Source organism: Martelella sp. FOR1707, assembly GCF_053484265.1.
The window spans coordinates 527,466-546,987 of sequence record NZ_JBAKFP010000001.1 but is presented as its reverse complement, the minus strand read 5'-3'; the positions used below and the strand labels follow the sequence as shown (position 1 = coordinate 546,987).

The following is a 19,522-nucleotide window of genomic DNA, read 5'->3' as shown; positions in this document are numbered from 1 at the left end:
CCTCCCGGAGGGCGGGCGCGCGATACAGGGTAACGCGCCCGCCCTTTTGCTGGACCACATCGTTTGGCGCCGCTTGCCAGACGCAAAGCGAAACGTGCAGCCGGCCCTCTGCTCGTTGACAATGGCCGGGCAGAAACAAAGGGTCTTGATGGGATATGAATCGTCAACCTCTTAGGTGGCAGGTATTTCGTAAACAAAACAAAGGCTTGTAGGACCGCGGCGGTTAGTAATTCCTTGGTCGGGAGACCACCCCGTCAGCTACCACGATGTGGGACATGAGCAACGCATCCATTCAGATCATGTCCGTCGACAGGGGGAAGCCGTAAATTTGGTGACTTTCAAGGTCCAGCGAGCGGCGCAGTTCCCGGCTTCGCACGGCGCAATCCAGCCGGTCCGCCACGAGCTCCGAACGCAACTGAACGAGTTCGGCCTGGCGGCTGTAATATTCCTCCTCATTGTCGAGGAGTTCTGAGAGCCGGCGGGTTCCCATGTTGAAATACTGGCTTCGGAAGAGTTCGCGGGTATCCGCCAGAAGCTGAATCTGCTGTTTCAACATCAAGGACTTTTCCTCATTCGCGCTGATCGAACGCGACAGACCTCGTTCGTTGATCCTTTCCTCAAGAAGGACGGCGTCGAGACGCGCCTTTGCCGCCCCAAAGCTCTTGCGCGCCGCATTGGCCCTGGCGGTCAGCGCGCCGCCCTGCAGAAAATCGGACTGGATGTTGAGGTTGACGCCGACCGGCAGTGCATTGGTGCCAAGCTCGCCGCGCAGCACCGGCTCCAGCGAGACGCGGGGCGTGAGATCGCCCATGGCCTTTTCGAGAGCCATTTCAGCGCGCGCCAGTTTCAGCTGCGCAAGCCGCATGTCGTCGGTCTCGACTTGGGCGTCACAGCTTTCGGGTGCGACGGTCACGCGCCCACCTTCCGGCGGGCCGCCGAGCAGAACCAGACGGTCACGCGCCTCGGCCAGCGCAAGCCTGGTGTCGCTGACCAGAAATGCGGCCGATTGAACGCTCTTGCGCGCCTCCAGAATATCTGTCCTTGCAGCCGCGCCATTCTCCGTTCGCGCTTCCACCAGCGTTTCCAGCTCGCTCAGCGCTGCGAACTGCTTTTGATAAACTGTCAGCAGTTCATCCAGCATGCGCGCCTCGTCATAGGCTTCGAGCACGTCGAGAACCGCATCATCCACCGCCTGCTGAAAAGCGATGTAGTCGATCTGCAAATCATAATCCGCGATCTTGATCACTCTCTGGCTGCTGCCGCCATCGTAAAGCAGCTGGCCACCGGTGAGTTCGAACAGCGGATCGCCCCTGCTTGCATCGCCTTGGCCGGCCCCGGCGGAGAGGCTCAGGCTCGGAAACAGCTTGGCGCGCTGGACGCGGACCTCATCGGCGCTGGCCGATACAAGACTCGCCGCCTCCTGCACCGACGGGTTGCTGACAAGTCCATTATGGGCGACGCCCTTCATGTCCGTGGCATCGGTCGGCGTCAGCGGCGACAGTGTTTCGGCGCGGGCGATGATCGCGGCCTCCGTGCCATCCGGCTCCGGCAGCGCAGCGCAACCGGCGAGCAGAGCGCAAGAAAGGGCGGCGGGCACGCGCCAGCCTCCGTCACATCGAAGCAGTGTTTTCAAGGTCATACAACGCTGACGCTTGTTCAGTGCATCCGGCTGAGGACCAGATCGGCACATTGGTGCCGGCGCCACACCGCGCGCTCGACCTCACCGTCTTCGTCGAAGAAGATGCGATACTGGCAGATCAGGCGATCCCTCTGGTTCAGAGGTAGCGACAGATTGAACTCCTGCGAGCCGTCGCCATGACGGCTTGCGGGACTGCCGAGAAGCGCTTCCACCTCCGCCTGCGACTGGCCGACGGCGACACTGCGCACGGTGGCGATGTCGCGTGGGGTTCCCTTTCTGGCATAGCGTGCGTCCATCTCCGAATAGGCGCGCTCAACGGAAGAAAAACCGGCGCGCGGATTGACGCCATCCATCGGTGTGGTCTGCTGCGCCTGTGCCAGACCGGCGGGAATTGCGAGTAAAACGGCGAAAACCGCAAGGGTTCTGGCTCCGGTGAACCATCGTGTCATATCGGATTCCTCTTGTTGTCATATAATGCGGCGCCGGGAACCGGCCGGGCGCGCCGGAAGACGACATCATCTTTCACGAAGCGCCTCCTGTGCCCGGTTGAACGGTTTGATGAGATACTGCCAGACGGTCTTCTGACCGGTCTGGATATCGACCACGGCGATCATGCCCGGCACGATCGGAAACCGGGTGCCGGCCTCGTTGACGAGATAGTCCTCGCTGGTGCGGATATAGGCCCGGTAATAGACCTGTTCGGGATTGACCTCGTCGCGCACGGTGTTGGGCGAGATCGTGACCACCTCACCCGACAAACCACCGAAAATCGCGTAGTCATAGGCCGAGATCTTGACCAGCGCCTCCTGTCCGGGATGGATGAAGGCGATGTCGCGCGGGGCGATGCGCGCCTCGATCAGCAGTTGATCATCCAGCGGTACGATGGTCATGAGCTGCCCACCCGGCTGGATGACGCCGCCGATCGTGGTGACCGCGATTTCCTTGACGATGCCGCGCATCGGCGCATGAAACACCAGCCGTTTAAGCTGGTCCGCGCGACCGCGCATGATCGAATCCTGCACCTCCGCCTCGGCACTGACTTTCTGCAGGGTTTCGCTGGCCTCGACACGCACGTCCGTGCGCAACCGGGCGATTTCCAGCGCGGTCTGCGCCTCTTCCCGGCGCAGGCGGATCACCTCGACCCGGCTTGCCGCGCCGGTGCTTTGAAGTTCTTCCGCGATTTCCAGTTCCTGCCGGATCAGCTGCAGGCTTTCCGACAATCCCGAAAGCGCCTCCTCGAAGCTGCTGCGACGCGAATTGAACAGCGCCAGTTCGTTGGCGCGCAGCTCGGCGAATTCCTCGCGATCGAGCGCCGCGGGGAACGTCACTGTGTCGCGGCCGTCCAGCTCGGCGCGCAGCCGGGCCGCGGCCGCGATGGAAGCGTGGTATTTCGCGGCTGCCTCCTCGACATTCGAGGCAGAGCGGGTCGGGTCGAGACGGGCGATGACCTCGCCTTTCTCGACGATATCCCCCTGTCTAACGGTGATTTCGGCGACAATCCCGCCATCGAGCGACTGTATGATCTGCTCGCGCGAACTGGGAACGACGGTGCCCTGACCGCTCGACACTTCAACCAGCGGAAAGGACCAGGACCAGATCAGGAAAAGCGCCAGCATCATGAACACCAGCCAGACAAGGCGGCGTTCGGACCGTGCCGATTTGCGCTCTCCCGTCTGCGCTGTTGTATTCATGCCGCCGTCTTTCCGCCGCGCAGTTGCTCAAGCACCCGCTGTTTCGGCCCGTCCATGGCGATTACGCCGTTATTGACCACGATCAGCCGGTCCACGATCCGCAGGACCGCCGGGCGGTGGGTCGCGACGATCAGCGACACGTCACGTCCGAGCGCATCAAGCATGTCAATCACCGCCGCTTCGGAAACCTCATCCAGCGATGCTGTCGGCTCGTCGAGCAGCAGCACGCGCGGTTCGCGCAGGAGAAGCCTTGCCAGCAGAAGCCCCTGCTTCTGGCCGCCGGACAGGCCGAGGCCACCTTCCAGGACCATATGATCCAGCCCTTCGGGAAGCCGCTGCACGAATGCCACGAGCCCCATCTTGTCGAGCGCTCCGAGGATGGCCTCGTCGCTCGCCTCCGGTGCGCCGAGTGTCAGGTTTTCACGCAATGTGCCATGAAACAGACGCGCACCCTGGCCCATCAGGCCGATGTCGCGGCGCACATCCGACGGATCGATCAGTCCCATGACCACGTGATCGACCCTCACCTCGCCCGCAAGCGGCTCCAGCAGCCCGGAAAGCCCCGACAGAAGCGTCGATTTGCCAGCCCCGTTGCGCCCCAGAATGGCAATGCGCTCGCCGGGTTCGATGGTCATCTGTGCAACCTTCAGAACCGGCATTTGCGGGTCATGGCCGAAAACCGCGTCGTTGAGCCGGAAAGATCCGTGGATCGCCGGTTTGTGAATGCGCTGTTCGCTCTCCGGCACATCGACCGGAAGCGCCATCAACCGGTCCAGCGCCTCGCGCGCGACCTTGGCCTGCTGCCAGCGGCTCAGGATCTGCGTGACCGAGGCCAATGGCGCCAGCATGCGCGATGAAAGGATCGAGGCGGCGACGAGCACGCCGGTGCTCATGTCGCCCGCCATCACCATCGGCGCGCCGAAGAAGATCACCACGGCAAAGACGCCGCCCTGCACCGTCTGCGCCCACGATCCAAGACGGTTGACCAGATCGCGCAACTCCATCGATGAGCCTGCGGTGGTCTCGTTCAAATGGTTCCACTGGTTCTGGAAGCGGGTTTCGGCCTGCAGCGACTTGATGTCGTCCATGCCCTGCACCGCCTCCACCAGCATGGCGCTGCGCAGCGAACTCTCGCGGGTGTTGGCCTCGGCCAGACGGCGCAGGCGTTTTTGCGCAAGCGCGCCGGGAACGACCAGAAGGACCATTGCCGCGATCGGAATCCACACCAGAACGCCGGCGATGGCGTAAAACAGCGCGCAGAAAAGCAGAAAGAACGGCACATCGGCGATGGCTGCGACGGTGCTGGATGTCATCATCTCGCGCACCTGTTCCAGTTCGCGGATCTGCGAGATGAAGGTGCCGGTGGAGCGCGGCCTGGCGGTGTTGCGCACCCTGAGCGCATGGCCGAACACCCGGTCGGAAATCCTCAGATCAGCCGCCTTGCCCGCCAGATCCGTGATCCGGCTGCGCGCATTGCGCATCAAAAGCGCGAAGACTGTGGCCAGCATCACCCCGGCAAACAGAACCCAGAGCGTGCTCATCGACTGGCCCGGCACAACCCGGTCATAGACCTGCATGGAAAAGATCGTGCCCGCCAGCGCCAGAACATTGGCCACCAGAGATGCGACCATCACCGCGCGATAGGGCGCCATATCCTCAAGGACGATGGATTTCAGCCAGTCGGGCCGAAACGGAGCGATATAATCGTCGATCCGCCGGTCGGAGCGGCCCGAAACCGGGCGCAGCGCGAAAAGACGCCGCAGCCGCGCAATCAGTTTCTCCTTCGAGACAGGGGTTTCCTGCCCCATGTCGCCAGCCATGACGACGGCGAAGCCCTCAGCAGTTTCACGCTCGATGACCGCGATGTCGCCATTATCGAATTCGGCGATCAGAGGAAGACGCAGATCGGAGATCGTCTCGGCTTTAATATTCGTCTCGCGCAGCGACAGACCGGCCGAACGGGCAAGTGCCGAAAGCCCGTCGCGATCCGGCGACCAGGCCAGATCGATCCGCATGCGTTCCGGCGAAACGGCGATCCGGTAATGCGCCGCCACGCGCAGCACCGCATCCATCCACGCGTCCCTTGCTGTGGCCCCGCCCGCGACCGGGCGCAGGGCCTGTGCGCCCGTCGCCATTGCCTCAGACCTCGTAGACCGGATTAGGCTGAAGGTCATCATCGGAGGCCGGAACAGGAGCGCTCCAGTCCGCAGATGGCCCGTCGCCCGTCTCAGTGGCTTCCCGTGCTGTTTCTTCCGGCAGCGCGGCGGTCAGATCCTCCACTGCGATGTCCGATGACAGCACCTCGTCGAGGCTGAGGGACACGCTATCCTTGAGACCGGTTTCGGTCTCCTTGGCGCCGGCATCAAGCGCTGCGAGACCGAAGCCTTCCGGCGAAAACGACGCCATCGACATCATGATCGGGCTTTCCGCCGAAGGCTGCGAGAACCCGTCCGCCGGCGGCGTCACCGTCACACCCTCTACCGTCAGCGTCACTTCCGTACCGCCGGCAAGCGTACCCGTATAGGTGCCGTCCTCGTTGTCGGTCCAATCTCCGTCAAGCGACACGCCGTCCTCGGACGAGCCGCGCATCGTCAGCGCGTTGCCGTTACTGGTCATCGCTTCAACCTGTTCAGGCGTCAGACCGGTGACTTCGTTGGCTCCATCGATACCGAGATCCAGCGTTTCGATATTGCGCAATTGCGCCGCCAGATCCGCGCCTTCGAGGCTTTCGCCCTGACGCAGGCTCACCGTGTCCTCGCCCGCAAGACCATTGATGAGACCGCCGGTCCAGATCAGACTGTCATCGCCATTGGTCGGGATCTGGTTGTGAAGATTGAGCGTCACCGTGCTTGTGGCTTCGTCCGAAACATCGGCCCCATCCACCGTCCTGGCCGTCACATTGATCTGTACGCCCGTGGTATCGGCATCCTGATCGCTCAATGCATCGGCGGCCTGACGAACGCCAAGGGCGTCCAGATCGGACTGGCTCAGCCCGGTCAGCGTATAGGTGTCGGTCGCCGCATCGTAACCGGCCGCCTCGATCAGCTGCGTGCCGATATAGAAAGAGGCGAACGCGCCCAGTCCCTGCAGTTCCAAGGTCACCGTCTCTTGGCTCTCATCGGTGGCAGCGTCCACCGAGGCGTCCTCGAAGTCGGTCATGGAAGCATTGAGGTTCAGCGACACGATGGCCCCTTCCCGACCGAAGGAGTTGGTCGTGGTCATTTCGACGCCGTTAGCGACCGGGTTCACCGTCACATCGCCAACATCCAGAACGTCAACGCGTTTCTCGGGAAGCGCGGTTTCACCCGACGTCACGCTAAGCTGGAGATCCGACAGGGTGCCGCTCCAGTGCTTGGGCGGCAGGATACCGACATAGGGCGGCAGCGCTTCGCCATCTCCGGCCAGAACCCATGTGTTCGTTCCGCCGGTTCCACCGGCATTGACCGCCATTTCAGCAAGGCTCGCATTGTCCGGATCAGAACCGGTATAAATGAGGAAACCCTCCGGCAGGTTGGACAACAGCACCGAGATGATTTCCTCGGAACCATCGACATCGGCGAGATTCAGGCTCAGATCGAGCGCGATCAGCGAGTCTGTGCTTGAGTCCGCCGCTTCCGCGCCCGTGGTCGGCCCCGGATTGGCCAGCGTGACGCCGTCATTGCTGATCTCGACCGGCAGGGTGGTCGAGCCTGTCGAGGTCAGCGGGCTGGCGGCCCCGGTCTCGCTGTTGCGTACCCATGCATCGATGGTAACGCTTCCCGCCGTCATCGTATCCGGCGTGAACACCATGTCGAGCGGTACGCCCATCTCGGCACCCTCGATGACGTAATAGGTGCCATCGGGAATGCCCTCGACGCCGCTGACGGAGACCGGCTCATAGGTAACGCCATCCAGCGTCAGCGTTCCGGCATCGAGCCCGTTGGTGCCGTTGACCTGGAGATAGAGCGTGCCGTTCTCAAGCGTCGCATAGTCGCCGTCGGCGCCGTTGTTGACCGTCACCGTCAGCGGTATCTCGCTGTCGGTTTCCGTCAGCTTGCCGTCGTCATCCGACGCTCCGAGGGCAATCGATATATTGGCCGGGTCGGTGACCGGCTCAAGCGGAATTTCCGGGGTGATCGCCGCCGTATCCGAACGTCCGCCACCGGCAAGCGCAGTGGTCAATTGCGCGTTGAATGAGAACGGCTCATCGAGATTGTTATCGTTGCGGTTATTGCCAGTCTGCATCGATATGCCGTCCAGCAGCGCATCGAGCTTGGCCTGAACATTCGATGCGGTATCGCCCGGTTCGGTTGTCACCGACGCCGTCCAGACTTCCTGCCCGCCGACAACCGTGCGGACCATCCCGCTGACATCCGTGCCCGGCGGCAGATCGGTGATCGTCACCGTCAGAACCGATGGTTCGCTGCTTTGGGCGGTGACCTGGGCGTCGATCATCTCTGACAGGGTGAAACTAGTATCCTCCGTTGCCGGAGCATCGGTATAGGACCAGTTGTCGATGGTCGGCGGAAAACCGCCTTCGCCTTCATCGAAGGAGGTGCTCAGGTTCCACCCGATCGTGTCTTCCAGAACTCCGGTTCCCGGATCCACTTCGTTTCCGCGATCCTGCGTCTGGACGGTAATGGTAACCGGCACATCGCTCAGATTACCGGCAAAACTGCCGACGGTGAATTCCAACGGCAAAACCAATCCGCCGGCATCGTCGATCGCCAAGGCCTCGGCGCCCTCATAGATCAGCATCCATGAGCCGTCGCCGAGCTTTTCGCCGCCTTCCAGCGTCACGCCGTCGGGTAGGCCATCGACGATCACGCGCACCAGATGCTCACTGCCGTCGCTGTCGGGCGAGGCGATATTCAGGTCGAGCGTCACCGTCTCGCCCGGATTCGTCACCGTCACGTTGTTGCCTTCGACCTCACCGCCGCCAGCGCCAAGACCGATATTATCGATCGAAAGGTCCGGCTGGTCAGTCACCGGCGTTGCCGTAAGGTCGAAGCGGCCGGATTGCCAGTCACTGGTAACCGGATCAACGGTGCCATTGCCGGGATCGGTGATCTGATAGAGCAGATCGAACCCGCCAAGCGCGCCATCCAGATTGGCAGCCCCCTGGGCCGACAGCAGGCCCGCCTGTTCGCCGGTCAGTTCGTAATATGAGACGCCATCCACCTCGACGATCGTCAGACCGGCCTCGGAGAGCGGCACTTCGGAACCAGCTTCGCCAAGGTAGAGCGTGAACTGCCCGCCCTCGGCATCGTCCACCGCGATACGCACGGCTTCGAGCGTTTCGTCAGTGTCGCCGTCTTGATGCGCGATGCCGAGATTGATCGGCTGCAACACATCTTCCGTCAGCGTTGTCGACGTGGTCACCGTCGCTTCCGGCGACGGCGTCACGGTGAAGGAAATATCCACGGGATCGCCGGTTTGCGAATCGCCGTCGTTCTCGGTGGTCACCGGAGCGACGTCGAAGACGACCTCACCGCTGAAGTTCTGCAGCACGGTGATTTCCGTCGATCCAAGCTGCGACTGCTGAATCACCCAGACCCGGTCCGCGCCGGTGACATCCGGCGGGGTCAGAAGCGTTCCGTGCGTCAGGCCGAAGCCTTCCGGCAGGCCGGTGACCTGCAGCGTCAGGGTTTCCGAACCGTCGCTATCGACCATTTCGGTGGTCAGAAGCGAAGACAGGGCCACGCTTTCCGCACCGCTGTCGACCGCCTCTTCGCTATAGGTCTGCGGCGTTGCAGTGATCACCGCGTCATCGGCCACGCCCCGCACCTCGACATTCACGTCGAGCGAGATTGGATCCGAAACATCCTCGTAAACCGTGCCATCGATCTCAAGCCGGTCGACGGAAACCGCCGAAACGTTCAGCGCGAAATCCTCATTGCTGTTTTCAGGCGGACGTATGGTGAAGACGGCCGTCCTGTCGAAATTCTCGATGGTCACACTGCCGTCAACGACATTGAGCACGGTACCGCCATAGGTGAGCACGGCGCCATCGGGGATATTGTCAATGGTGACCGTGAAGATTTCCGACGGGTCGGAGCTGGTCGGACGGATGACCAGCGGGATATTGCTGTCCTCCAGCCCCTGCGTGCGCGCGGCAAGCGACAGGGTTACCTCATCGGCCGAAGGCGCGATCAGGATGTTCTGGAGATAGGCCTCGCCGCTGACGGCGGTATCCCGCGGACCGTTGCCATCGTCGCCATCATCGACGGTATAGGCCTCGACCTTCAGGCTGAAACGGCCGGAAAAGTTGTCCGCCGCACGGAACTCCAGCGTGTCGAGTGCCTCGACCGGCACATTGATCGGCGCGCCGGTGAAAACAACCTCTCTCGTCTGACCGCCTTCGTCGACCCAGCGCAGCCGCGAGCCGATGGCATCGGCCGGTTCGCCATCACCGGCGAACAGTTCGGGCGTGATCCGCGCATAGGTCGTTTCGTTCGGGTCCTGGTTGCTCCATCCGTCGGTCAGGTCGAAACCTTCGCTGTTCAGGTCGAACCAGCTATCCTCAAGGCCCGGCGTCTCATAGGTGAAGCCACCGGTCATCGTCAGGTCGGCAGTGCCGTCGCCGTCACTGTCGGAGCCGACGGTTTCCGCCACGGGGTTGACCGTCACGACGAGATCGTGGATCGCGCTGGCGCTGTCGGTCTGGGGGGTACCATTGACGACGCTGCTATCCTCGGTCGCCACCGTCAGCTGAATGGTTTCCGTGCCGCTTTCATGATTGGGCGGCGTGATGGTGAAGCCATCGAGATAGGCTTCCCGGCCGGCCTCGTCGCCTGCGGAGAAGCTGATCGTATAGGTCGTGCCGCTCAGACCGGCGGTTGCCGTGACGCCTGCCGGAAGATCGGCCGGCGCGTTGACGGTCCAGCCGTCGGGCACTTCGAAGGATACCGAGGTAATAACCTCGCTGCCGCCATCTGCCGGATCGCTGCTGCTATCGGACAGGCCGACACCGGCAAGGAAGCCGATCGCCGTATCCTCGTCGCCCGCAGCAGGCGCGACCGTCACATCGTCGGCAACCGGCGTCACATGCAGGTTCAGCGTGACGGTATTGTCGCTCAAATCCGCTTCGGCCACGCCATCCACAGTGCCCGGCACCACGGTCGAACCGTCCAGATAGCCGTCGGCATCCCGGTCCTGCGCATTCAGCGTCACACCGATGCCGTTGAGATCGCCGCTGAAATCGGGTGAAGCACCGATCAGGATTTCTGGCAGCCCGCCGGTGTCGCCGCTCAACGCCGATGACGGCACGGTGATGTCCTGCCCGTCCGCAACGGTCTGACCGTTCACAACAATATCATGACCCGTTGTGTTGCTGATGGTGACCGAACGAACTTCGCTGCCATCGAGATCGGTAAAGCTTGCCGCGAGGATCTGCGACAGATTGATCGCGGTGTCCTCGGCGAGCGTCACATCGGCTTGCGTATTGCCAGTATAGCTGATCGCATCCGCGTTTTCGACAGCCGCAGCATCGACGGAGTCGTCAAAGACCAGAGCTGCATTGTCCGTCACGGCCTGAACATAGACCGTCACCGTCTCGCTGCTGGTCGCGCCGTCCACGTCCGGCAGGGGTGCGCCGGTTTCATCCACCTCGTAGCTGGTGACGCTGTAGGTCACCTCGAAGTTCGCCGCGCTGTCTTCCGGCGGCAGAACTTCCAGCGCCTCGAACTCGGATGCCGTCATAGTCAGATCGGCGGTGGCGCCGTCGACGGTCGCCACATCGCTGAGCGCGATAGTCACCGTACCGGAAGCATCGACCGTCACATTGCCGACCGGCGTCTGCAATATCGCGCCCTCCGGCAGACCGCTGAGGGTGATTTCGCCGATCCGTTCCGACACCGCATTATTGCCATCGCCCGTGCCGTCATCGGCAATGACCGGCGCGTTCAGCCCCAGCGCCACGGCGGTATCCTCAAGCGTGCCGATGTTTTCCGCACTGACGCCAATCTCCGGCGCATCGGCGAGCGGCGTGACATTGGCGGTCACGGCAATCGTGGCATCAATGCCGTCATCGGCGGTCGTGACGGAAAATTCCTCGGTTCCGCTATAGTTCGCATCCGGCTTGTAGGTTAGTTCCCCGGTCGCGCTGACGGTGACCCTGCCGTGCTCCGTTTCATAAACCACATTGCCGTCGCCGTCCGGCGTGCCGGTGATCGGCGCGCCGCCCTGCGAAAGCGTGGTGTTGTCCGCAGTCGCATCCGCCGAGATATTGAAGGAAAAGCCGTCGCTGTCCTCATCGATGGTCTGCGAGACCGTATCGACCGGCGCGTCATCGGCAACAGTCACGGTAAAGCTCGCCGTATCGGTATCGCCATCGCTGTCGGTGACCAGAACGCCGAAGTCCAGATCGAGGTTGTCTTCTCCGTCATGATCGAGCGGTCGCAGCAGCTCGAACGTGTAGCCCGCTGACGCCGATGTCGGGTCTGTCAGGGTCACGACGAAAACCGGATCGTTGACATCGCCGGTATGGGCGACAAGGCTGTGGCCGTCAGCGGCAAGCGTATAGGTGAGAGCGACCCCGCCGGATGTCAGTGTAGCCGGAGCGCTGTCGGTGGCGAGCGTCACATTGACGCTGTCCTGCCTGACGGTGAGGTTGAGCGATCCCTCGACCGCGACCTGGGCGGCATCCGGGTTGCTGCCAACCGGCAGGAACTGTTCGTCGACCACAGCACCTTCCGGCGTGCCGAATTCGGGAACCGTATCTGTGATGGTGATCGACTGGGTCGCCGATCCCGGCGAGACATCGCCATCGCCGTCGATGGTCGTATGGCTGAAATCATCGCGAAGCGCCGTATCGCTGGCGGGCTGTTCGTGATCGGCGCTGGCAACGGGCGTGTAGGACCACGCGCCATCGCTGGCAACCGTCAGCGAGCCATATTGCGTCTCGACCGTCTGCGATCCGCCCTCGGGGATTGCGATGGTGACGCTTGCGCCGGAACGATCGGTATAGGTGATCTCATGCACCCGGCCGCCATCGGCGCCGAGCGCGTCATTGACCAGAAGATTGTCTCCGCCAAAGGCCGAACCGGTGGCCGCGCCACCCTCTGTCACGGTGACAGGCGTGTCATCGACCGGGGTCTCGGGCGCGTCGTCCTCGATGGCGACGACGAGTTGGCTGACCCGGACATCCCCATCGCTTTCCACGACGGCAACCTGAAGCGTCTCGCGCACGCGGTCATTGGCCTCGCTTTCGCTGTGATCCTCGGTGTTTGCGTTCAATGCATAGCTATAGTCGATGACGCCGGTCTCAGCGTCGTAGCCGGTGATCGTCAGCGTGCCATATTGGGTGGTGATCTCGACAGGCGTGGTCCCGGCATTGGTCAGGTCTGCCAGCGAGACCACACGACCGCCGGTCACCGCGCCATCCGTGACGGAACCGCCGATGACGATGGACTCGAGCGCCGGCGAAACCGTGCCCAGCGCAAAGGTCGAACTGACCGTATCCGCGCCGCCGCCTGCCGCCGTGCCACCCGGCAGGCCGGATTCGGAAACAACGATATCCTCAGGCGCGTCCGACACCTGATCCACGACATCCAGTCCGCTAATGCTGCGCGTCGCGGTATTGGTGTTGCCATAGGCATCTTCCGCCGAAGCGCCGATATCGATATCGGAACCATCGAGCGCACTCGGCAGCTCCACGCTCCATGTTCCGTTGGGCTGAACCGTGGTTTCATAGGTGTCGCCATTGACGTCGAGCGAGATCGTGGCCCCCGCCTCGCCGGTACCGGTAATGGTCGGCGCGACGCCGGCCTCGATCAAAACGGGATCGATGGCGACCGGGGTCTCCGTATCCTTGAAGATCGTGTCGGTCGTGGTCGTCTCGTTGCCGTGGGCATCCTCGACATTGGCCGTCACCGTCAGCGTGCCGTCGGAAAGGCTGCTGAGATCGGCCGTTACCGAGTAGGAGCCATCATCGTTCACGGTGATATTTTCCGCCGGGACGGTGACGCTGTCGGTGCCATCGGAGATCGTCAGTGCGGTGACGCTGCCGCCGGGGGCGGCATGGCCGGTGATTGCGACCTCCGTCAGATCATCCACAGAGGAGAGAACATCATCGGGCGTGTCGGCGTCGGCCGGGCTGGCATTGTCGGTGATATCGACGCCGGCGATATTGATGACCCAGTTCGCGGTCTGGGTCGCATTCGCCGCGCCGCTGCCGTCATCCACCATATAGGGCAGCACGATCTGGCCGGAAGCATTCGGGCCCGGCACGAAGGTCAGATCCCCACTGCCGGACAGCGTCACGGTTCCGCGGCCGCCGCTCAGCGTGATGGTTTCGCCCGCAGCGATTGCTTGGCCGTCAACCGCCATCACCGTCAGTGCTTCGGTTTCGCCATCGTCGGCATCGGTGTCATTGGCCAGAACGTCGAGAACCACGGTCTCGCCCGGTGCAATCAGGCTGGCATCGTCAGCCGGATCGGGCTGGTCGTTGACGCCGTTGATCGTGACCGTCACGGTCCGGGTCGCTGTCGCCCCGTGCTCGTCCTCGACCGTGATGACATAGTCCTGCGTCAGGACATCGCCCTCGTTCAACGCATCGAGATCGGCATCGTCAACCGTGAAGGTCCAGTCGATATTGCCCTCGGCATTGATCACCGGAATAAAGGTTCCGAGATAGCCGGCGCCCTGCGCCGCGGCAGAAACGGTGTGGCTATCATTGACGTCGGCATCGCGTAGTTCAAGCGTGCCCGACCGGCTGTGTTCAAGCGTGTTTTCGCCCACCGCGCCATCGGTAATCTCCGTGATCGTGGCCGTGGTGTCGCCACCGGGCACGATGACCGGCGCATCATTGGTGCCGGTGATCGTGATCTCCACCACCTGTTCGTCAAAACCGCCGTCATTGTCGCTCACCCGAACTGTGACCTGTTCGGTCAGGGTCTCGCCCGCGCCCAGCGCCTGCACGTCTGGATTGGCATTGTCGAGCGTGTAGGACCATGCCCCGGTATCTTCATCGACCGTCAACGTGCCATAGGCGCCAGTGCTGCCCTCAACGGTCCATTCATGGGTGTTGCCGTCGTCGATATCCGTATGGGAAAGCTGCCCCGTTACCGGCGCCGTATCGTCCTCCGACACGCTTCCGGTGCTGTTGCCGGAAATGACCGGATCGTCATTGGTTCCGGTCACCGTGACGGTGATGGTGCTGGTAGCCGTGCCATCGGCGGACGTCACCGTCCAGGTTTCCGTCAGGGTTGCGCCCTCGGCAAGCGACTGCACCGCATCAAGTGTGTTGTCGACCTCATAGCGCCAGTTGCCGTCCGCATCGATGGTCAGCGTTCCCACCGGCGAGCCGGACGCTGTCAGCGTGTCGATGTCGAACAGACTCTCGCCCGCATCGGGATCGGCAATCGTGACCTGGCCTGTCGTGCTCAGGATGCCGGTTCCGGCATCGTCATCCTCGTTCACCGCGCCGGTATCGTCGCTGACAACCGGCACATCATTGGTGCCGGTCACCGTCACCGTGATCGTTTCGCTCGCCGTGCCGTCGAGACTGGTGACCACCAATTCGTCCGTCGCCGTCTCGCCGTCGGCCAGTGCCTCAGTTGCCGGACGATCATCGTCGAGCGTGTAGGTCCACGCGCCGGTCTCGGCATCGAATGTGAAACTGCCATAGGTGCCTTCAAGGCTGGTCGGCGTCCGGAAAACCGCCTCGCCGTCATCGACATCCGAAACAGTCAGCGTACCGCTGACGTTCGGATTGCCCGGCGTGCCATTATCAACACCGCCTGCCTCGACTGCATTGCCGGCCGCATCGCCAGAAATCACGGCCGGGTCATTCTCAGGCGTGACCGTCACATCGACGGTCACCGTGTCCGTGCCGCCATTGCCGTCATCGACCGTGACCGTGAAGCTGTCAGGGCCGTTATAATTCTCGTTCGGCGTATATTCGTAGCTGCCGTCCGGGTTGACCGTCACCGTCCCGTTCGACGGACCGTCCTCCAGCGTGAACGTAAGATCGTCGCCATCGACATCCGTTCCCGTCACCGAACCGGTGACGGGCGTATCTTCCGGCGTCTCGACCACATCGCCGGTCCCCACCGGCGGATCGTTGACCGGCGTGACCGTCACATCGACCGTGACCGTGTCCGTGCCGCCATTGCCGTCGTCAACGGTTACGGTAAAACTGTCTGGGCCGTTATAGTCCGGATCCGGCGTGTACTCGTAACTGCCGTCCGGGTTGACCGTCACCGTGCCATTCGACGGGCCGTCCTTCAGTGTGAACGTCAGATCGTCGCCATCATCATCGGTACCCGTTACCGAGCCGGTGACCGGCGTATCCTCCGGGGTCTCGACGAGATCGCCGGTTCCCACCGGCGGGTCGTTCACCGGCGTGACCGTCACATCGACCGTGACCGTATCCGTGCCGCCATTGCCGTCGTCGATCGTGACCGTAAAACTGTCCGGGCCGTTATAGTCCGGATCCGGTGTATATTCGTAACTGCCGTCCGGGTTGACCGTTACCGTACCATTCGATGGGCCGTCCTTCAGCGAGAACGTCAGATCGTCGCCGTCGTCATCGGTACCCGTCACCGAGCCGGTGACCGGCGTGTCCTCCGGGGTCTCCACCACATCGCCGGTCCCCACCGGCGGATCGTTGACCGGCGTGACCGTCACATCGACCGTGACCGTGTCCGTGCCGCCATTGCCGTCGTCGATCGTTACCGTAAAACTGTCCGGACCGTTATAGTCCGGATCCGGTGTATACTCGTAACTGCCGTCCGGGTTGACCGTTACCGTGCCGTTCGACGGGCCGTCCTTCAGTGTGAACGTCAGATCGTCGCCATCGGCATCGGTACCCGTCACCGAACCGGTGACCGGCGTGTCCTCCGGGGTCTCTACGACATCGCCGGTTCCCACCGGCGCTGCATTCGACGAACCGGACGAAGATCCGCCGGCAAGCGCCACTCCGCCTCCGAGAACGCCAAGGCCGGCCAGAAGCGGCATGAAGGGCGGAGGCGTCACCACGCCTGTTTCGATCTCGGCGATATCAAAACCCGTCCAAACATCGCCATACTGCGCCCACCAGGAGACACCGTCATCATCCACGAAAACGAGATCGTTCCGTTCACCATTGCTTACAACAAAGAAACCATCGATGCGCAGGACGGAACCGTCCCTCAGGACGAGGACAAGATCATTGCCGTCCCGTTCGTACCTCAAAAGCTGCTCGGGTCCGACATCAATGCGCACGACGCTGGGCGCATCCAAAGCAATATGGCCGGTATCCGAAATATCGCGCTTTTGAGCGCCGGACTTGAGAATTGCATCAATTCGCATCGGTTATTCCCTTGTATGGACTGCACTGTTCGGAGGTTCCAGTGTCCCAGGACGGGACAGCGCCACTCCACCCGTCGAAAGCTGGCGAGGGATTGTCCGACCGCCAAAGACCAAAGCGCACACCTACGAAATGCGCGCGTCGTCACAAGTGACAGCGCGTTCTGTGACAGTGACAACTAACGAAAAGGGAAGAAAACGCAGGCTGGCTATTGGAATGATAGCGCTGTCACTTTAATGTTATGTGATTCTAATCCAGTCCATTTGTAAACAAATGAATCGCGAAGAAGAGACACTTCGACTGTTCCTTCGCTGACTCATGATGGACGCCCCTCAAGACAGATAACAATGACCTGGTTTCGGAGTGCGCCATGACGGAAGTTCCGGCTCATCACGCAAGATCTGCGAAAGCGAACTATTCGAGTTCCCAAAAGCAGCTCATCCACGACGAATTGGAAAAGATTCTCGACTCGGCTCACTTTGAAAATGCGCCAACCGTCAGCGCCTTCCTGGACTATGTGGTCCAGCAGCGCCTCGCCGGAAACGACGAGTACATAAAAGCCTACACCATCGCGACCGAAGGGCTGGGAAGAAGCGAAAGGTTCGATCCGGCGGATGATACTATTGTTCGCACGACGGCCGGGCGTTTGCGCAAGTCGCTCCAATCATATTACAGCGCCTGTGAACAGGAGCCGCAGGTCGTGATTAGCCTGCCGAAAGGCAGATATGTTCCAGCATTCGAATTCATGGATGAGCCTTCGGACCCGGCGACACCGCCTATGCCTCAACGCCGCAGCACGCCTGTTTCCGCCTCCCTCAGAACAGTTGCGGTCATCACCGTTGCCCTGATGGCTATCGGCGTCGGGGCGGCCTTTCTGTGGCAGAACAAGGCGGACATTTCCCCAACCGAAATCGTCGTCGATGTCCACCCGACGCGCTATATCGACCTGCAGGAGGAGTCGCTGGCGCAAGCGATCGATTTCCGCCTGGCGCCGGCGCTCGCGCGCATCGGAATAGCGGAGATCGTGCCGCCGGGCAGCATATCCTACGCCGACGGGGCGTCGCCGCAAGTCGATGACCAGACTATTCGTTTCATACTCAAGGTAACGGTCCTGAAAGAGGAAGACAAAAAGCTGCTCTGGAAGCTGCTGGATTCAGACACCGGACGCATTCTCTGGACGGGCAGCGAATCGATATCAGGCACCGAGCCCGATTCTCTTTTTCTGGCGGTCGACCGGATGGCATTTCATGTGCTGGGCGTCGGCGGCGCCGTGCCGCTCGCGATCGAGAGATATTACGGTAATGTTTTCGACCGCTCAACATGCATCTCTCGCGGCCAGATCGTGGAAGTCGTGGAAGACAGTTCCTTATTCCCCGCGATGCGCGACTGTCTTGAACGCATTGTAGCAGCCTCGCCCAACGATGCATCGGCCTGGTCCGTTTTAAGCATCATGTACACTGATCGTTCGCGTTTTTACGAGGCCGGAAGCTGTGAAGAGCGCGCGGCAATGGTAGAGAAAGCCGAGCAGGCAGCCGAAAAGGCGGTAAGGCTGTCGCCCACCGCCTACCTGACGAAGACCGCACTCATGCATCTAGCGCTGCGCCAGGGAAGGATCGAGGACTTTGACAGGCTCCAACAGGAAATCCGGGACCGGTACCCCGGAGACATCTTCCTGCAGATTCGAATCGCGACCCGCCTAGCCAGATTGGGGCGCGGCAATGAGGCACTCGAAATATTCGAAACGGCGGAAAAAGAGTTCGGCATCAATCTCAAGAACTGGGCGCCCGGCATCGCCGTCGCCCATTTTGCCAACGGGGATTTCGAACTGGCACGCCAGCAGATCATGCGGTCCAGTTCCGACTTGAGATTTGTCCTCGTGCTCAAGGCCGCCATTCTTGGCAAGCTCGACCGAAAGGACGAGGCCGCCCCCGTCATTGCCGAGCTTCTGCGAACCAATCCCGATATCCAGGATACATTCTATCCGTGGCTTGCCAATCTTGGTTGGGCCGGGCCGGTGATTGATCTGGTAGCCGACGGACTTACCAGCGCCGGCCTCGACTTGCGACTTAACGAGCATGTTCAATCCGATCTCTGAACTCAACCTTGACGTGGCTCGGAAAAATCTACGATGCAGGTAAGGGTTAATGTCAGGTAAATAGCGACTCAATGTCTTGCAGCTATACTGTATTCGGTGCGGATTTGTATTGACACTGTGATCACAACTAATCCGCAAGAAAATTCCTTTTGTTTTTTAGGTTTGATCGACTGTCACAGTTACATCTCCGGATGTCACTTGCGCATTACGCAGGCAATATAACTCATCATCCCGGCCGCTCATTATATGGAACGAACCGCTGAACAACGGTGTGTGAGTCACATTTACATTTACGAACCAAGTAAACTCTCCAAACAAATTGACGAGGTTGCGCGTTCGGCGCGCAACTCTGAATCTCTGCGGAGGGCTTGATCGGCAGCGACAGATTGTCTTGCTCGGGATCGCGACGAACGAGCAGGAATGAAACACGGCGAGCGGGGATAGAGCCAATTCGAAAGTCTGTTTGAAGCAGGGACAAAAGCAATGGGACAGCAGTGATGACTCTTGGTAACAGTCGCGGTTCCGAATCGTCGCGCGCCAAGACGACCGGCAGGAACCGCGGACGCGACGCGCAAGACAAATTTGAGGCCACCATAGATTGGCCCCTATTCTTTGTGTTTGTTGCCGTCGTTTCGACGGTGATAGCCGTCTTCATGAAGTTGGAAGGATTCATCCAATAAGCGGGTGTTGATTGCCACTGAGAACTGATCCGGTGTCTCTCGCACATGTGGTCGAGGGGCAAGTGTGCCTCAAACTGGCTGCGTGACTGTTTTTGAACGCTTTGCTATGAAGCTGGATGAGCGGCCCACGAGGCGCATCAGCCTACC

General features: G+C 61.4%; 6 protein-coding genes. 1 reads left to right on the top strand and 5 read right to left on the bottom strand.

All coding sequences use genetic code 11. From position 1 onward, the window contains the following. Positions 1–292: 292 nt before the first annotated feature. The 5 genes from V6765_RS02385 to V6765_RS02365 all read right to left on the bottom strand — a co-directional run bounded on the left by V6765_RS02385 (position 293) and on the right by V6765_RS02365 (position 16,602). A complete protein-coding gene (locus V6765_RS02385) occupies positions 293–1,597 on the bottom strand; it encodes a TolC family protein (protein WP_448426134.1) in 1,305 nt (434 codons plus the stop codon). A gap of 59 nt (positions 1,598–1,656) precedes the next feature. Continuing rightward, positions 1,657–2,088, bottom strand: a complete 432-nt coding sequence (locus tag V6765_RS02380) for a hypothetical protein (RefSeq protein WP_448426132.1) — start codon at positions 2,086–2,088, stop codon at positions 1,657–1,659. Positions 2,089–2,154: 66 nt separating this feature from the next. Continuing rightward, positions 2,155–3,330 carry an HlyD family efflux transporter periplasmic adaptor subunit gene (locus V6765_RS02375; RefSeq protein WP_448426130.1) on the bottom strand — a complete coding sequence of 392 codons (1,176 nt, stop codon included), beginning with the start codon at positions 3,328–3,330 and terminating at the stop codon, positions 2,155–2,157. Further along, entirely contained in the window at positions 3,327–5,465 is a 2,139-nt protein-coding gene (locus V6765_RS02370; RefSeq protein WP_448426128.1) for a type I secretion system permease/ATPase, read from the bottom strand. Before V6765_RS02370 ends, V6765_RS02375 begins: the two co-directional genes overlap by 4 nt. A 4-nt stretch (positions 5,466–5,469) precedes the next feature. Then, complete coding sequence (locus V6765_RS02365) at positions 5,470–16,602, bottom strand: Ig-like domain-containing protein (RefSeq protein WP_448426126.1); 11,133 nt, start codon at positions 16,600–16,602, stop codon at positions 5,470–5,472. A gap of 368 nt (positions 16,603–16,970) precedes the next feature. Between V6765_RS02365 and V6765_RS02360 the strand changes: the two genes are divergently transcribed. Then, positions 16,971–18,695, top strand: a complete 1,725-nt coding sequence (locus V6765_RS02360; protein ID WP_448426124.1) for a tetratricopeptide repeat protein — start codon at positions 16,971–16,973, stop codon at positions 18,693–18,695. The last annotated feature ends 827 nt before the right edge of the window (positions 18,696–19,522 follow it).